At 57.9% G+C, this 14,966-nt stretch carries 18 protein-coding genes; 9 read left to right on the forward strand and 9 right to left on the reverse strand.

Annotated elements, in window-relative coordinates:
* Positions 1–19 precede the first annotated feature (19 nt).
* Complete coding sequence (locus tag M1D43_RS31640) at positions 20–382, forward strand: hypothetical protein (RefSeq protein ID WP_153500159.1); 363 nt, start codon at positions 20–22, stop codon at positions 380–382.
* A gap of 38 nt (positions 383–420) precedes the next feature.
* On the opposite strand, the gene M1D43_RS31645 is transcribed toward M1D43_RS31640, so the two are convergent.
* Positions 421–831: a hypothetical protein gene (locus tag M1D43_RS31645; RefSeq protein WP_498815149.1), complete on the reverse strand. Its 411-nt coding sequence runs from the start codon at positions 829–831 to the stop codon at positions 421–423.
* Positions 832–1,021: 190 nt separating this feature from the next.
* Between M1D43_RS31645 and ligD the strand changes: the two genes are divergently transcribed.
* Positions 1,022–2,017, forward strand: coding sequence for a non-homologous end-joining DNA ligase (gene ligD, locus M1D43_RS31650; protein ID WP_498815151.1), 996 nt, complete (start codon positions 1,022–1,024; stop codon positions 2,015–2,017).
* Positions 2,018–2,022: 5 nt separating this feature from the next.
* Here the strand turns inward: ligD and M1D43_RS31655 are convergent, their stop codons facing one another.
* The 3 genes from M1D43_RS31655 to M1D43_RS31665 all read right to left on the reverse strand — a co-directional run bounded on the left by M1D43_RS31655 (position 2,023) and on the right by M1D43_RS31665 (position 3,983).
* Entirely contained in the window at positions 2,023–2,802 is a 780-nt protein-coding gene (locus M1D43_RS31655; RefSeq protein ID WP_498815152.1) for a hypothetical protein, read from the reverse strand.
* Positions 2,802–2,999: a hypothetical protein gene (locus tag M1D43_RS31660; protein ID WP_015241486.1), complete on the reverse strand. Its 198-nt coding sequence runs from the start codon at positions 2,997–2,999 to the stop codon at positions 2,802–2,804. The genes M1D43_RS31655 and M1D43_RS31660 overlap by 1 nt, the downstream gene beginning before the upstream one ends.
* Positions 3,000–3,062: 63 nt before the next feature.
* Positions 3,063–3,983 (reverse strand): DUF4238 domain-containing protein, encoded by a 921-nt coding sequence (locus M1D43_RS31665; protein ID WP_498815154.1) that lies wholly within the window; start codon positions 3,981–3,983, stop codon positions 3,063–3,065.
* Positions 3,984–4,090: 107 nt separating this feature from the next.
* On the opposite strand from M1D43_RS31665, the gene M1D43_RS31670 reads away from it, so the two are divergent.
* Positions 4,091–4,261 (forward strand): EsV-1-7 cysteine-rich motif-containing protein, encoded by a 171-nt coding sequence (locus M1D43_RS31670; RefSeq protein ID WP_325052260.1) that lies wholly within the window; start codon positions 4,091–4,093, stop codon positions 4,259–4,261.
* A 321-nt stretch (positions 4,262–4,582) separates the two neighbouring features.
* On the opposite strand, the gene M1D43_RS31675 is transcribed toward M1D43_RS31670, so the two are convergent.
* Entirely contained in the window at positions 4,583–4,834 is a 252-nt protein-coding gene (locus tag M1D43_RS31675) for a hypothetical protein (protein WP_498815155.1), read from the reverse strand.
* 218 nt (positions 4,835–5,052) lie between these two features.
* Here M1D43_RS31675 and M1D43_RS31680 point away from each other — a divergent pair, with 218 nt between their 5' ends.
* The 3 genes from M1D43_RS31680 to M1D43_RS31690 are packed head-to-tail and all read left to right on the forward strand — an operon-like array spanning position 5,053 to position 6,433.
* On the forward strand, positions 5,053–5,715 hold the full coding sequence (locus tag M1D43_RS31680) for an SOS response-associated peptidase (RefSeq protein ID WP_498815206.1): 663 nt from the start codon (positions 5,053–5,055) through the stop codon (positions 5,713–5,715).
* Positions 5,716–5,732: 17 nt separating this feature from the next.
* Positions 5,733–5,924, forward strand: coding sequence for a hypothetical protein (locus M1D43_RS31685; protein ID WP_498815156.1), 192 nt, complete (start codon positions 5,733–5,735; stop codon positions 5,922–5,924).
* A complete protein-coding gene (locus M1D43_RS31690) occupies positions 5,921–6,433 on the forward strand; it encodes a hypothetical protein (protein WP_498815158.1) in 513 nt (170 codons plus the stop codon). Before M1D43_RS31685 ends, M1D43_RS31690 begins: the two co-directional genes overlap by 4 nt.
* Positions 6,434–6,600: 167 nt before the next feature.
* On the opposite strand, the gene M1D43_RS31695 is transcribed toward M1D43_RS31690, so the two are convergent.
* On the reverse strand, positions 6,601–6,903 hold the full coding sequence (locus M1D43_RS31695; RefSeq protein WP_498815160.1) for a hypothetical protein: 303 nt from the start codon (positions 6,901–6,903) through the stop codon (positions 6,601–6,603).
* Positions 6,904–7,166: 263 nt separating this feature from the next.
* On the opposite strand from M1D43_RS31695, the gene M1D43_RS31700 reads away from it, so the two are divergent.
* Genes M1D43_RS31700 through M1D43_RS31710 form a run of 3 tightly spaced genes read left to right on the forward strand, consistent with a single transcriptional unit; the run spans position 7,167 to position 10,047 of the window.
* Complete coding sequence (locus M1D43_RS31700) at positions 7,167–8,738, forward strand: RcgA family putative transporter (RefSeq protein WP_498815161.1); 1,572 nt, start codon at positions 7,167–7,169, stop codon at positions 8,736–8,738.
* Positions 8,728–9,753: an RcgR family putative quorum lactone hydrolase gene (locus M1D43_RS31705; protein ID WP_498815162.1), complete on the forward strand. Its 1,026-nt coding sequence runs from the start codon at positions 8,728–8,730 to the stop codon at positions 9,751–9,753. The genes M1D43_RS31700 and M1D43_RS31705 overlap by 11 nt, the downstream gene beginning before the upstream one ends.
* Positions 9,754–9,810: 57 nt before the next feature.
* The gene (locus tag M1D43_RS31710; RefSeq protein ID WP_498815163.1) at positions 9,811–10,047 is read left to right on the forward strand and encodes a hypothetical protein; all 237 of its coding nucleotides are present in this window, start codon (positions 9,811–9,813) and stop codon (positions 10,045–10,047) included.
* Positions 10,048–10,892: 845 nt separating this feature from the next.
* Here the strand turns inward: M1D43_RS31710 and M1D43_RS31715 are convergent.
* Genes M1D43_RS31715 through M1D43_RS31725 form a run of 3 tightly spaced genes read right to left on the reverse strand, consistent with a single transcriptional unit; the run spans position 10,893 to position 14,951 of the window.
* Complete coding sequence (locus M1D43_RS31715) at positions 10,893–11,840, reverse strand: Csu type fimbrial protein (protein ID WP_498815165.1); 948 nt, start codon at positions 11,838–11,840, stop codon at positions 10,893–10,895.
* A 2-nt stretch (positions 11,841–11,842) separates the two neighbouring features.
* On the reverse strand, positions 11,843–14,257 hold the full coding sequence (locus M1D43_RS31720) for a fimbria/pilus outer membrane usher protein (protein WP_498815166.1): 2,415 nt from the start codon (positions 14,255–14,257) through the stop codon (positions 11,843–11,845).
* Positions 14,229–14,951, reverse strand: coding sequence for a fimbrial biogenesis chaperone (locus M1D43_RS31725; RefSeq protein ID WP_498815167.1), 723 nt, complete (start codon positions 14,949–14,951; stop codon positions 14,229–14,231). The genes M1D43_RS31720 and M1D43_RS31725 overlap by 29 nt, the downstream gene beginning before the upstream one ends.
* Between the last annotated feature and the right edge of the window lie 15 nt (positions 14,952–14,966).

Genomic DNA, 14,966 nt, shown 5'->3' on the forward strand with positions numbered 1-14,966 from the left:
AGCTGAAGCAGGCGTCCGCGTGCCGTTTATCGAGGCGTCAATTGGTGCTTGGAAGCCCAAGGTCGCCGAGTGCCACGAAAACGTCGATCATTGGGTAAAACACCATCCTGGATGTACGGCGGTGCGTGGCTGGCTAGCTTACGCCTCCTATGGATCCGATGATTTCGGTTATACGGCGCACTCTGTGGTGCGTGGGTCAGACGGAAACCTATTCGACATTACACCGACGATTGATCCCGAGTATCAGCGCGGCCGGTTCGTCATCCATGTCGGCGACGAGCAGACCTTCCTCGAAATGAAGGATCTAAGCAATCAAATCCGTTGCCAGGGGTATTGTCCCGCACCGATGCTCGGGCTCGATGTGTTATTGCGCAGCAGCTAGTCACGGTCGCCCTTGGACCTCCGAGGCTTGCGCGCGCATTAGCCCGACAGCGCCTGCGTCACACCACCGATCACTCCGCCGACGAATGAGCCAATTTTGGTGTAGACCGATGCTTCGAGGGAGCCGGATTCGCTGATTTTCTTCTCAATGCTCTCGCCGAGCTCAGGATCGTTCGGCTTGACTTGAATAATGGCGACCCCTTTGGATGTAAGCTGCACGCCGGAGAAAGCGTATCCACCCTCGTATTCCTGGATATTGCTGACCCGGATCAAGCCTTCATTGTTCATCCAGTGCAGGACGTCGGCAAAGGTTTGGAGCACTTCTTCTTCAGACCCCCAGCGTTCCGTCAAGATTTCCATGGCGTCGGATTCATCGAAATCGACACGGCTAAGTCCTCTCTGGACGAGGAAGGAGAGAATCCGGCCCATGGTCTGATAGTGGTATTCCATTTTTGACATCTAAATTACGCCATCGCTGTTACTGTGGGTTGTCGGACGCATATTTTCAGTAGCCGCCTTTGCAATCAACCGTTTAAGCGGCGTCTGCCGAAATGCGGGGTGCTTCTACCGCGACACGGTCGACCGTGCGCCCGCGCCCTTGGCGTTTGTGCATTTTCGCGAACTTGTGCGTTAATGCGGCATGGCGAGTTCGACCTCGAAAAACCCGCCCGATCAGCCGCCGGATCCAATGCCGGCGCGCATCGAGCCATGTGTGGCAATCCTCGTCGACACGCCGCCCAGTGGTCCGCACTGGGCCTTTGAGGTGAAGTGGGGCGGATACCGTCTCGCGGTTCACGTAGAGCCGGGGAGGGTGCGCGTCATCACGCGCGGCGGCTATGATTGGACGCGCCGCTTCACAGAGATCGCTGCCGAAGCGCGTGAACTCGGGCATGAATCTATGATCCTCGACGGCGAGGGGGTCGTGCTCGATGAGAAGGGACGATCTGATTTCGGCGCATTGCAACGTGCTCTTGGCCGGAGACCCAGCCTGCATGATCCGCGCGAAATCCTCTTCTTCGCCTTCGATCTGCTCTATCTCGACGGGCACGACCTGCGGCGTAAGCCGCTTCGCGAGCGCCGACGGCTGCTCGAGCAGATCGTCGCCGGCCGAAAAGGTGTCATCAGGTTGTCGGAAGAGGTCGAAGGAGACGGCGACGAGTTTTACCGCGTTGCCTGCGAGCATGGTCTTGAAGGAATAATCGCCAAGCACCGGGAAGAGACATATCACAGCGGCCGTGGCGACTGGTGGCAGAAGATCACCTGCAGGCGCCGCGACAGTTTCGTCATCGTCGGCTATGAGCCATCGACCGTACCTCGCGCGATCGGTCGGCTCCTGCTGGCGGCCTTGAATAAAGATCGGCTCGTCTATGTCGGCGGCTGCGGCACTGGCTGGAGCAATCAACAATCGGTCAAGCTGCGTGAGCTGCTGGACACGATTAAGGATGACAAACCGCCAGTCGCGCTCCGGCGCAAGGGCGTTGTCTTCGTCCGGCCGCTGCTTGTCGCCGAGGTCGAATATCGCGCCTGGACGGAAGACGAAAAGCTGCGGCATCCTTCATTCAAGGGTCTCCGAGATCGCGCCGATGACGCGACGGTATTCTCTTTAGATCGCGGGCAGCCGTCGGGCTGGCCGTGAAGCGGTCACACACCCTGCCGCGCCATTTCCTCAAGCATGGCACGGCCGAATTCATCGATCGTCATGTAATCTGCGAGCAATTGTATGTGAAAGACGGCACCCGGCGATTTCTCAGTTGCCGAGTGCGTCATCCATGGCCGCCAAAGCCCGAGGGCTTTCTGCGCCGACTGCAGTTTCTCATAGGCAACGACGTCGAGTTGACGCAATGCTTGCCCTGATTGCACTTCAATCTTGTTGTATTCCTCGACCTTCTCCGGCGGGACGATGTACGGCGGGATGTACAAAGGGATCCTGTGAGCAAGGCTATCTCGAAAGCCCTTGAGGTGTTTGTCGACCCAATCCTGGCGGTTTTCAAGATGGGTGATGAACTCCTGAGTGAATGAGGCACGGACTTCTTTGCACTTTGGGCCAAGGCCAACCTTCATCAGGTCCAACTGTTTTCCGTCGTTCCAGACTGGCCGCTCGCAAACCCACATCCAAGCGAGGTTTTCGAGACAACCGAAGGCGTTCATCACAAAGGACTGTATTGCGATGATCGCGTCGTCGACGGTCTTCTTGGCCGGGATGCATTCGAGCTCTGGAGGGAGCTTTTCGAAAACTGTATCCACCGCACGAACCATGATCCCCAGCCGGCGGGCAAATCCATGGCAGGCAAATTCTCGACCGCGATCGGACCTATATACCCGCACGACAAACGTTTCACGTAAGGCGCCGAACCGTTGGTGCATCTCTGTGCGACCGGCGTGGAGCTTGTCGAGATTTTCTTTGCTGAAGTAAGCCGCCATCAGTCGACCAGGCCGTAGTAAAGGTCCCAAAAACGGCTGATTCGCGGTTCCGCGGTCCTTAAGCATTCGATCGCGCGAACCTCAGTGGCATCGCATATGCCGGTGAGCAACGCATACCGCTCGCGCTCCACGTCGGAAAGGCGCCAAGCCGTCCACGCGAGCGCCACCAGCAACATCAGAATCATGGCCGACTTCATTTCATGTCCCAACGATCACCACTCGTAGGCTCTTCTTTTGACGGGGGAGCACAACAAATTCCATTACCTCTTCGCATCTGCCATTCGCATCTCAATCAGACTCTCCATCAATCTCGGCTGCGGTGTCTTCCCAAGACGATTCTGCACGGAGCGAAATTGCTTCTCGTCGACCCCATAGACAAACCTGGCGGCACCCTCGGCGACCTGGCGGTTCACCTCCTTCGTCAGCCCGACCTGATCCGCCCTAAGAACCTGCTTGAGGAAGTCGGCGTCCGGAGATGCAATAAAGAGCAGCCTAGGGCCTATGGGCAGTACCAGATGACTCTGCGGCCCTTTGATGCTGCTCGTGCGCAAGATCGGGCGGTCTGAGGTCAGTAGTGTCGGGGCTTCGGGCGGAGTCTGCAATACTCTCCAATGCATGTCGTTCATTTCGCCGCCGATGCTTCCGTGGTCGATCAGCGAGAAAAGAACTTGGTATTGATACCGCTCTTTCAGGCCCAGCGGCCGGCTGTTCAAAAACTCGGCGAACATCTCCGGGTTACCGGAGTCCCGCGCAGCGCGATACCTCGCCTCGGCAGCCTCGTCCGTTCGACCGAAATCAGTGTGCCACCATTCTCGGAAGAGAGCGATATCCTCGGGGCACCTCAGGAGCAGCGACAGGATGAAGCGCGTCCAGGCGGATCGACTGTGCGAATTCCACGGAGCGTAGTGACCATGGCGTTCGAGCATGTCGAGAGCATCGGATGCCCAAGTGTCGATTGCCTTGAAGAACTTCTGTTCGACTTGCTGCGCAAGCTCTGGCTCATAGCCCTTCAATTCATATAGCCGCTCTTGGTAACCCGTCCTCTCTGGCATGATCCGTTTTACGACAACGCGGCGATGCGGTTTCGTGAACTCGGTCACCTTCCCATCAGGACCGGCCCAACGCTTCAGGTAGAAGGCCGGGATGTAATGGTGCTTCGTTGGAGGATTCGCGCTGTTCATGCGCGCAATATAGCAAGTAGCCGAGTTTAGGGAATTACGACATTGACTGCCGTCGCCAACGAGAACATTTTAGGAACAAATTCACAAAGCGCGGCAGGTGTCAGACATTGAGTGATGAAGCAGGCTCGAGCGCGCACAAGGAATCGGTGCATCACGAACATTGGTGCGAGCATCCTGGCTGTAAGAAGTGGGGCAGCTTCGGGTTTGCGACAGGCAAGGCCGAACCGCGATGGTTCTGTATGGAGCACCGGCCGGAGTGGAAGGTGAAACATGCCTAGATCCGGAACGTGGTGGTTGTCGGAGCGACTTTACTGGAAGAGAATCCGCGTCAAATGCGAGTGCGGCGTAAAGAGGCAATACGACGCCAAGGCGCTGTTTGACAGGATCGGGGATCGCAGCATGCCGGCGCTCCTCGGTGAAATCTCCGCCGCGATCGGCTGCATAAAGAGCGCCAATGTCTACCGGGATCGCTGCAAGCTCACCTACGAGATGCCCCCAAGGGAGTTGTCTGCCTCTCGACGGAGCCGGCTGGTGATGCGGCCCCAGCCGGCGCCCCTGACGAGATCACATTCGCGAACTTGCCTGAGTGGTGCGACGTCCTATGCAAGTGCCGGCGCTGCGGTCATATCGATCGGCTGAACCGGGGTGCTCTCGCGGCGCGCTTCGGCAAAAGGCAGGCCATCCTTCGTCTCGCGCCGCAGCTGCGATGCAATAAATGTGAAAACCGCGACGGCAACACAATCTTCGTAGGAAGGCCCCGACGATAAGGAGAGGGGGCGATGGGCCATCGATGCGGAATCGATCTGATCCCTGAAAAGGGAGCCATTGATCCGGATCGCGGCATCGGTCATCTGCGGCTCGCCGATCTCGCGGACGATCAGTTGCTCGGCGCGCGCTGCGCCAAGTGCGACCACAACCAGTGGGTTGACCGTTGGGCCATCGCTGGCAAGTATGGCCACGATGTTACGCTAGACGACCTTCGGCCGCTGCTCAAATGCACCAAGTGTGGAAATACGAAGGGCAATGGCTTTCGGATCGGAAGGGCACACCGCGATGGATAGGGGGATGCATGTGCAATCGGTATCGGATCGAAGTCGAGTTCGACGAGCTTTGGCACGCTGCAAGGCCGCAAAGCGACATGACCAACAGGGCGAACCCGACGATCGAAGTGTTTCCCGACAAACTCGGGCCGGTAATTCGCAACAGCGCCGACGGCGAACGCGAACTGGTGAACCTCACCTGGGGAATGCCGTCACCCCCTTTCGTCGCGAAGGGAAAGCCCGACTACGGCGTCACCAACATTCGCAACGTTGATTCACCCCATTGGCGGCGCTGGCTGGCGCCGCAATACCGCTGCATTGTGCCTTGGACGGCATTCTGTGAGTACGAGGACACGAAGCCGAAGAAAACGGCGCGCTGGTTTGCGCTAGATAAGAGCGAACCGCTCGCCTTCTTCGCCGGCATCTGGACGCCCTGGAAGGGAGAGCGCGGATCGATGAAGAACCCGCGCGGTGGCGATCACGAGCTATTCGGCTTCCTGACTTGCAACGCCAATGAGATTGTGAAGCCGATCCATCCGAAGGCAATGCCGGTCATCCTGACGGAGCCGGCAGAGATCGAGCTGTGGCTCACTGCGGAGTGGAAGGACGCGAAACAACTGCAGCGGCCAATTTCCTCCGAATCTATGACGCTGTTGCCGCTCGAGGGTGCACAGCAAGAACTGTTCATATAGCGCCAGCGAGGGTTTCAATGAAGGCAAGGATTGCGGGGGCCATCGGAGGCGCGTTGATCGGCTTCATGATTGGCTCAGGGACGGGCATCGTCGGTGGTATCTTCGGTGGTGTTGCGGGCGCATCGATCTTCACGATATCTGGTGCAGCTTGGGGATTTAGCGCCGGACCTGACTTCGCCAACGCCATTCGACGCTGGCGGGCCAGATGATATCCAGCAATCTGTGGCACACCGAGAACCACCCAGAACTGCTTCAAGAGCTCGGCAGAGTTACGATCAGATGGGCCGAAGTTGATCTTATGTTGGTCGACTTGGCTTTCGTGATTCTCAATGGGAACCTCGAAGCCGCTCGTCAGCACGTTTTTCAAACGGCAGGTGCTGGTACAGAACGTCTCCGGCGATTCGACCGGATTGTTGGATCTTCTGAGCTGAGCACGGACGAGCGGCGCGCGATCATGGCAGTGACAGAGAGACTGCGCAGCCTCTACAGCACGCGAAACGATATCGTGCATTCACCGATTGTAATGGCCTATTCGGTGGAGGGCCGGCGCATCAGTTCTCGTCTCACCAAGATCTCACGTGAAGGCAAGCAGAGAGATGTTTCTCTCGCCACCATACGCAAGCACGCAGAGGACGTCGGCCGCTGCATCGGCAAGATGGAAGAGCTAGTGACGGAACTCGTCGAAAAATACCTTCAGGATCATGACAGCGACGGATAATACCGTTTAGATCAATGGGTTAGTTCCATAAGGTATCTTATGCGATATGTTATAACATAACACCGTCTGGCGTGTTCGACGCAGTGTTCGATACGGGACACCGCCGCCGACATAATCGACAGCAGTGTGATCTCCGCACACTATTATGCAACCGACATTAAGGAGGCTCAGGAAGCCGATGTGCTTGGCCGATCGCGAGGGGCTTCCAAGAGGACATTCATCTCATTGGCGTTCAGGGTGCCACGTGTCGCGATCAGGTAAGCCGCCATATAGGCCAGCTTCAGCCTCGATTCCCGATCGCCCCACGGCCTGTAATTGACGATCGCCAGTCGGCCGGCTTCTTCATCCCGTACAACGCCTAAAAGTCTGTTTGCATAGGCTACGTTCGTAACCTCGCTGGCTGCCCTGAGTTCATCCCACGCACGAACGGCGTCCGAGATCGCCCGTAGCGCAGCGATATGCTGATCCATCAAGTCGCAAAGGGCAACCGCAGTTTCCGCTCCACTCTCTTCTTTTTGTCCCGCCTCACCCTGCGTCGCTGACGCACTCAAAGCCGTGCTCGGGCGTGGAGAAATGGAGCCGGTACCACGGGACGAAGGCGAACTGGATGACGACAACAGTAGCATGGTGGAATGCCTCACCGATCAAGTTGCATTGCCGGCGTTAAGACCATTGATTGAGGCTGAAGGCACGATAGGATACGAAACGAAACGAAATTTGGGCCTATAAGCCATTGGAAAAGAACGGAAAGATTTTTGTCGCACCGCCCATGGACGGGAGCGATTTTAAGGAGCTGTTCAAGCAGTTAGCCGCTGCGGGAGCAGGCCGGCCATTAGGCAGTGACGGGTTTCCGCAAGGCCCGTGGACGCCGGAGCTACTGGCAGAGGCGATTTCACAGATTGACTCCAACCGGATCGGGGTCGATTTACGGACGGTCCAGCTATGGTTTCAAGAGAACGAGAAGGGGATTAGCACCTCCAACATTCGTTGGCTGGCGCGGATCTTTGGGTGCGACGATCCCGAAGCGACCAGCGAATGGCAGATGGAGCTCAGCGCGGCGCAATCACGGCTAGCCGCCAAGAGGCGCGATTCGAAGAAAGCGAGTAGCAGCACGGCGCTGCGAGTTCCAGATATACCGCCGCCGTTGATGGTCGATAATCAGACACAGCCTGCGGGCCGACAGGGTTTCAGCTTGGCAAGAATATCGGAGGCGCTTTTCACCCGTGGATCGCCCTTGAACTTGCCCGCCTCGGTATTTGCTGGTGCCTCCGCGCTTGGGTTTTTGTCGTACATTGTGGGGATCCACAGCGCCACTTATGGCCGCACGGATGGTGTCGTTAAGCAGGTTGGGTTTCTTTGGGCGCCGAATTGGACATTCCTTTTCATGGTGCTTTTGCCCCTGTTTTTTGCACTCGTAACAGAGCTGCTGGTCTTCTGGAAAGACGAAGGACGCCTCAGGCTGTCAGGGCATAGCGAGAAGATGGAAAGCGACGATGCTTGGGCGCGCAACGTTCAAGCTTATTCCTACACATACTGGGCGGTTTTCTTGATCTGCGTCTTGTTCGCCGGTCTTGTTCAGTGGATCGGCGTGTGCTTGATCCCATTGATCAACGGCGGTGGCAACTATGCGGTAGATTGGGGCAAGTTAGCCATTGTGCGCCCTGAAGTCATATCGGTGCCGATGACCATTGTGTTCACTGGTCTCGCTTACCTCTACATGTGCCTTTGCTTTTATCTGCTCTTCGCGGGCCTCATCCTGCTTCATACGATCCTCCACGATTTTTGGAGAATTGAAGAGGGATTGAAGATGCGCCCGGAGGAATATCGACGCGCGGGCGGCGAAATCGGCCTCAGGGTGATGCGCGGAATCTTTCGGTGTACGGCTCTGGGTGTTCTAGTCGCCATATTCATGAAGGCTCAAAGCGCTTACCTGGCCTCGAACGGCGAAGATATTCTGACCTGGATAGCCAACGATATGTCTTCAGTCTTCAACGGGCAGAGAAACGATAGCAACAGCTTCAGCTATCGAATGCCAACCCATTACAGCAGTCTCCTTGTCGCTATTTCGTCCTGTGTTGGCTTTCTGTACGGCTCCATACGGTTCGGAAAGCGCTTTCATTCGCACTTGTGGAAGATGTCGGGGGTCGTAGCATTACTCTTTGCCAGCTACTTGCTGATCGATGCATTTGACGGGTTTTCGATCCTCCTAGGCACCGGAACGCTGCTCGCGACATACGGCCTCTTTGATCCAGAGTTCGGGCGGTGGCGCGCAAACGAGTTGGGAAGCAATCAACGTGTATCATAGTTGGCTTGATCGTTGGGACGAGCGGCGGGCCCGACGCGGTGAGGAAGCGAAGAAAACAACCGCTTTCGTCCTTGACGCCGGTCGCGCCTTTCCAAGCGCGAAAGAGGTCGAAACACTCGATGAATTTTGTGTCCTTGCGGACAAGACCGTGTCCGATCCAAGCTTCTTCGAACCGCCGAGCGCGAGCGGTCAGGGCTTTGAAAGGCACGATGGCTGGCTCAAATTTCCATCGGACCTTTCTACTGACATCGAAGAGAACAACGTCGTTTGGGCAAGAATCACCGAGAGCGGCTCGCTCGATCAGGCATTGGTGATTTTTCATCACTGGAATGCCAGCGCCCGAAATTGTCAGATTGCCAAGTTCTTCTCGCAGCGTGGGATCACGGTTGTCGAGATTGCTATGCCTTATCACTTCGAGCGCAGCCGTCCCGGCTCGCTGTACGCCGATTATATGCTTAGTTCGAATATCGGCCGAACGATCCAGTCTGTAAGGCAGGCCGTATGGGATGGGCGAAAGCTCATCCGCTGGCTGAAAAGCGAAGGCTATCGGGAGGTCTCGGTTCTCGGCATGAGCCTTGGCTCCTGGGTTGCGGGATTGATCGCTGCGCATGATCCGGCCGTAACGAAGGCCTCGTTATTTTTGACGGCGGGTAGTCTCGCAGACATGGTTTGGTCGGGGCGCGCGACCCGATCAATACGTGATAGTCTTGAGCCTGTAATTGAGCTCACCGATCTCCAAAGGGCATGGGGTCCGCTCAACTTGGAGAATTACGCGCATAATCTGGCACGGTTCGATCTCGAACTTCACGTCGTGTTGGCTACGAGGGACAAAGTGGTGTTGCCCGACCTTTCGAGACGCCTCCTTCAGAAGCTGAAGGACGCCGGAGTTAGACCGAACGTTTTGGAACTGAAGTGCGGTCACTATTCGCTCGCCATGCCGCCTTACATTTTACTGGCGGGTTTGAGCTTGAAGCGGTTTCTATCGTGTGCGGACAAATCCGGTCGGCGACTATGAACTTGGCGTCGGCCGCCCTCACCGCGACACACAGGAAAGATCGAGAGCCGCCTAGTGATGCGGCTCAACGCCGATCAGCGCGTCGATTGCGGCCCCTTCCTGCTGGTGCTGCGCAACGGCGCGCTCCAGCCCGGCGGCGATCTGCTGACGCTCGGCGGCGTCGACGAATGCCGCCACCTTAAGCGGCGGGTTCTACCCGGAAGGTATGAACGGTGCGATCAAAAGTACCTGAGGTACATGAACCAAATACTCGAAATACGCCACGCGGAGCAAGCGCATGTCTTGGCCCTGTGAAACTTATTGGCGTGTGGAGCCGTTATAGAAACGGGCAAGTTCGCCTGTTTCTTAGGAGAGAAGTAAATGCGGAGGATGATCACGTCTGTTGCGTTCATTACGGCGATCGTGACCGGTTCCTATTGTTATGCCGAGACCGCTCTGAAGGCACGAGTTTCCCTGGGCGGTTTGAACGGTGTGAATGCGAACGCGAAAGTGTCCATGGGCGGGCCGAGCGGCGTTAATGCCGATACAAAGGCTTCCGTTGGCGGCTCGAGGGGCATCAAAGCCTCGACGACTGCCTCGGTTGGTGGAAGTAACGCCGTCAACGGTCGGATCAACGCAAATGCCGGAAGCAGACAAGGAATTAACGCCAACGCTGCCGTTGGACTCGGAGGACGCAGTGGTACCAATGCCGCTTTGCAGGCTACTGCAGGCGGGACTAAAGGGTTGAACGTTAGGGTCAACGCTGGTGCGGCCGGGGCTACTGGCATTGGCGTAGGAGTCGGACTTGGCACCGGGAATGGGGCCGCTGTCTCCCCAGGCCGAGAACGCGGGACAGGCGGTCTATCCGCCCCGGGCGCGATGACCGTGGCAGCGTTCAGATCCTTGCCTCCTGATGAACGTCTGAAGGTGCTGAAACGCTGTCGCGATGTCGTGAGCGGTGGCTATGACAGCGGCCTTGTTTCACTTTGTCGGCTTCTGCAGTCCAGCGCTTCGCGCTAATTTACTGTCCCCGAATGGATTGCACCCCACATGGGCGGTGATCCTTTCGGGCGACCGGCAGTTTGAAGTAAAGCGATAACCGAACGGACGATCGAGTTGCCCAGTCAATTCCCCTCCCCGTCCGACGCTCCTTCGCACCGCTAGTAAGTCACAGTCACGACGACGGTGTCGCTGTAGGTGCCCGGAGCGGGAGTCGTTTGCGGTGGCACCCGACCGTAGACGGTGTAACCTTGGGCGGCGCCGGTTCCTGTGCCGGCGACGGTGCTTCCGGGCGTTGCGGCGTCGCCCCAAGGCTGGCTGCGCCCCGCATCCTTATAAAGCCCGTACACTACGGCTGCGCCACCAAGGGTCATCCGCCGGTTGGTCGGCGACGTTCCGCTCATGCCATTGCTCAGGCTGACTGTATAGGCGGTGGCAGGCGTGCAAGTGACGGTTGCCTGACCCGTGGCGTCAATATTGGAAGACAACACACCGGCTGTGCCAAAGTCGACGTTCTGCGTAGCAACCAGGCAGTTGGCGGCGACGGTTGCAGTAACATTGAAGCTTGGTCGTGCAATTGACCCCGCGGCAGTGTTGCATGAGCTGGTTGTCGTATAGCGATAGCGAATTTCGACATTCGCTCCGGAAAACGTCGAGAGGTAACTTCCAGGCGCTGCGGTGGATTGGCCGCCCATCGCGGCGCCGTAAATTGTTGCGGTCCCCGACCCGGTTCCGAGCGCCCCCAGGGTCAGCGCAAAGGCCGGCGCACGGGCCGGATATGGCCAGGAATAGGACCCCCAAATGACGCTGCGGGCCGAATCTGAGTATAATTGGTAGTTGAGTACACTGGCTCCGCTGAGCATCTGCCTTGCGGCGGCTGTCGCGCCGCCGCTGCCTGCTCCAAGATTGGGACAGATCAGAATTCGGGCAAGCGGTGTACCACTGCAGCTAACGCTCATGGTCGCTGTTGACGTCGTAGCCGTGCCAGAAAGCGTGTCCACGAGGCCGAAACTCATTGGCGACAGGCCGAAGCTACAGCTTTGGCTCCACGCCAGCGAGGGCCACAGCATTCCGACGGCGACAACGAATGCCCGCAGGCTCGACGACATTATCATTGGCACACCACGTCTCTGATCACCACTTGCTGGTCAGGACTAGGTTCGAACGCGAAATCCGCTCGGCAGGAATTCCCGTCTTCAAATGAAATTGTTGCACTGTTTTCCGTTTGAAGGCCGCGGATATAGGCTTCGCCGTCATAGCCAATGACGAATTCCTCGTTGCTACCCTCCAGTGTGCCCGTCAAGCCGACTGGGATCGGGTTGCCGTTCGGGTCCTTGAACGCGACCAGCGCCGCAGCCGGTGCCTCGGACACCCCAAATGAAACGACGACTCCGCTGCGATCGGCGGGAACCACGACTTCCTTGGTGGCGGGTACATCGGCATTGACCGGCAACTTGCTCGGGTCGATTGAAACGGAGTTCGGCTCATAGGATTTAAGATCGGGCACGAGGATGCGGCCTTTTGCATTTGTCTTGCCGGCCGGCCGGTTCTGGAATTGCACGTCGACGTCGGGCGCGCCGACATCGACAACAGCGAACGCATCATCGATCCGATTAGTCGCGAAGACGCCTCCCCCTGCCACGGCGAGTGCACCATCGACCTGAGCCGTTGCCCTGAAGTCATCGTCATATTGCTGCACGCCTCCCTCTATTCGAGCTACCGGCGAGCGATAGCTGACGGCAGCCGACCGATTGAAGGCTTCGCCTTCGGATGTTCTTAAGCGCCAGCCAACGCTACCGTCCAGCCGCTCGGATTTCACCAGATCTGCAACGACATTGGCACCATCCGGACCATGCTCTACGCCGGTCGATGCGGTTATGTTGTCTCCTAAGGGAATGGAAATGCCTGCAAATACGCCGAAACTGTCGTCGTTATCCAGATCCTTGAAAGCACTGGCATAGATCGTGCTGCCCTTAAATGCTTGCTGACTATAGGACAAGCCGACGATGGAGCTGCGCTCTCCGTCGGCGTCTGTAAAGTGGGTATAGGACACATTGAGACTGGAGAAATCGAGCGGGGCAGGAACGCTGAGCGTCACCTGTTCCAGCGCCCGGGGTACTCCAGCGCTGAAGATCGGAATGCCGTCGGGCCCGGAAAAGGTCGGCTCCGCCGTAATCGACGCTATATCCTGATAATTCCCGAATGTCCTCTGAAGCCGAGCGTAAAGCGACCAGTCATTGTAGCTCAACTCGAGCGCCGCGTTGAAAAGCGTGCCTGTCCCACCACTTGCACTACTGCCGGCGAGCGCAACCGAAGCAGCACCAAAGGGGCCCAGCGGAAAGGCAAGGCCGAGGCCAGCATTGATCAGATCCTCACCACCCTCGGCGTGGCCTTCGACGGTAAGCCAGTCGGCCATGCCATACCGCGCCGTGAATACGCCCATCAACCTTTCATCGTAGTCTTGGGACTCGATGCCGAAATTGCGCCGCGGGAAGCCGACTTCCGCCGAGAAGTCTAAAAGCCCCTTCCCAAGCATCATGCTCGACACATAGTAGGGCATCGTCGTCACCGTCTCGCGACCGAGGCTGTCCCGCAGGACCACCCGCGCCTCGCCGGCTCCCGTGAACGCCGGCAGATTAGCGACCTCAAATGGACCTGCCGCCACATCGCCGGCGTAGGTACGAACATTCTGGGTGTAGACCTCGAGCGTCGAAGGCACTGCCGCCGTTCCGAAGAAGGCAGGAAGCGGGAGAGTGACCAAGTCGGACCGCAAGGCGAAATTTCGCTCAACCTGCAATCCTCCCAGATATACCGGGCGTGTCCAGGAAAGCCCTCCGGATATAAAATCGCCAGCACGATAGGTCAGCAGGCGCTCCGGGTCTGAATAGCTCCAGGTGGTGTTGAGGCGGGTAAACTCGTCGAACCTGCCGTCGCTGTAGCCGGCGAGAAACGAGTGGCTTAGCGTTCCCAAGGGGCCGAACAGGCGAGCATCGAAACTGCCGGAGACACCTCTGAAGAGATCTGTCTCATCCTCGAACAGCGTGTTAGAGCTCGCAAACAGCGTGTAGTTTACGACGGCGCCGTAGCCGGACTGCGGTTTCAGCCTTTCCTTTTTGCGATTTTGGTCAAGGTCTATGACCTTTGCTGAACGCGCGGCAACCGTATCTGTGGTGACGAAGAGCTTCTGCTCCGGTTGATTGACCTCGTACCTCACGTCCGGCAATCGGTCGAGGCGAATCAGTCCGTTGTCCGCTCGCGCAGTATCGTCCGGTTTGAGGCCCACCTCCAAGAGCTCTTCGGCGGTGGCGGCGAGGCCGCCATCGGGCAATTCCTTGAAGTTGCCGATCAACTTCGTCGAGACTTCGTTGATGAACACCTCCAGGAAGAGATCGCGATCACTGGCTACAGTGAGACTGACGTCGGTTATGTCGGCGGCATCTTCTTGTGCCATAGCGAGCGATGAACCAAGAAGCACAGCTGCGATCCCGATCGCGAGCCTACCGGCCGCTAACGGCAACTTTTGCATTGATCGCGCCGACGTCGCTCTTACCCGACAGGGTCACGGAGCCTGACGACAGGCCGCGAGCCCGTCCGATTGACCATTGCATGGTGGTCCCACCCAGCACATAGCCAACGAGCCCTTTTCGTTGACCGATGACCGAGTCGCCTTGAGAAAGCTGCACGTCGGAGAGCCTGAGCCTGCTGCCGCCTTTGTTTTGGGCCACGAGAACGAGAGCCCCTTTCGAGCGCGCGAGACGCCACTCGACGTTCGGGGCCGGCGCGTCGGGGTTGCGGAAGAAAACCGGCAATACGTGGCGTACCACAAGGCTGACGGTGCCCGCTTTGCGGCGCGATGGATCTGGAAGTTCGTCAATGACAACCCGGTAGCTTTCCTCCGAACGCACCGGCTTTTTGCTCACCCGTACCACGCGGATGACGTAGTCGCCACCGGGAGAAAGCTGTGCCGAAGGTGGGCTGGCCACAACGTCGCGTGTTGGCTGCAGCGTCTCGACGCCGTCCTCCTGACTCCATCGGAAGACCCGCACCTGCACATTGAGGGGGCGAGGCGCTTCGTTGCGCAGATTGAAGACCGCCGCGCTGTCCGGGGCAATCAACTCGACCGTCGTCGGCGCAACCCTAAGCGCCGCGGCGTTGACCGGGGTCAGGCCCGACGCAAACAACAGCGCAGCCGCTGCAATGCTTTTCAGCATCGAACGCATGGCATTCTCCTAAAT

The organism is Ensifer sp. R1-3, assembly GCF_056739175.1.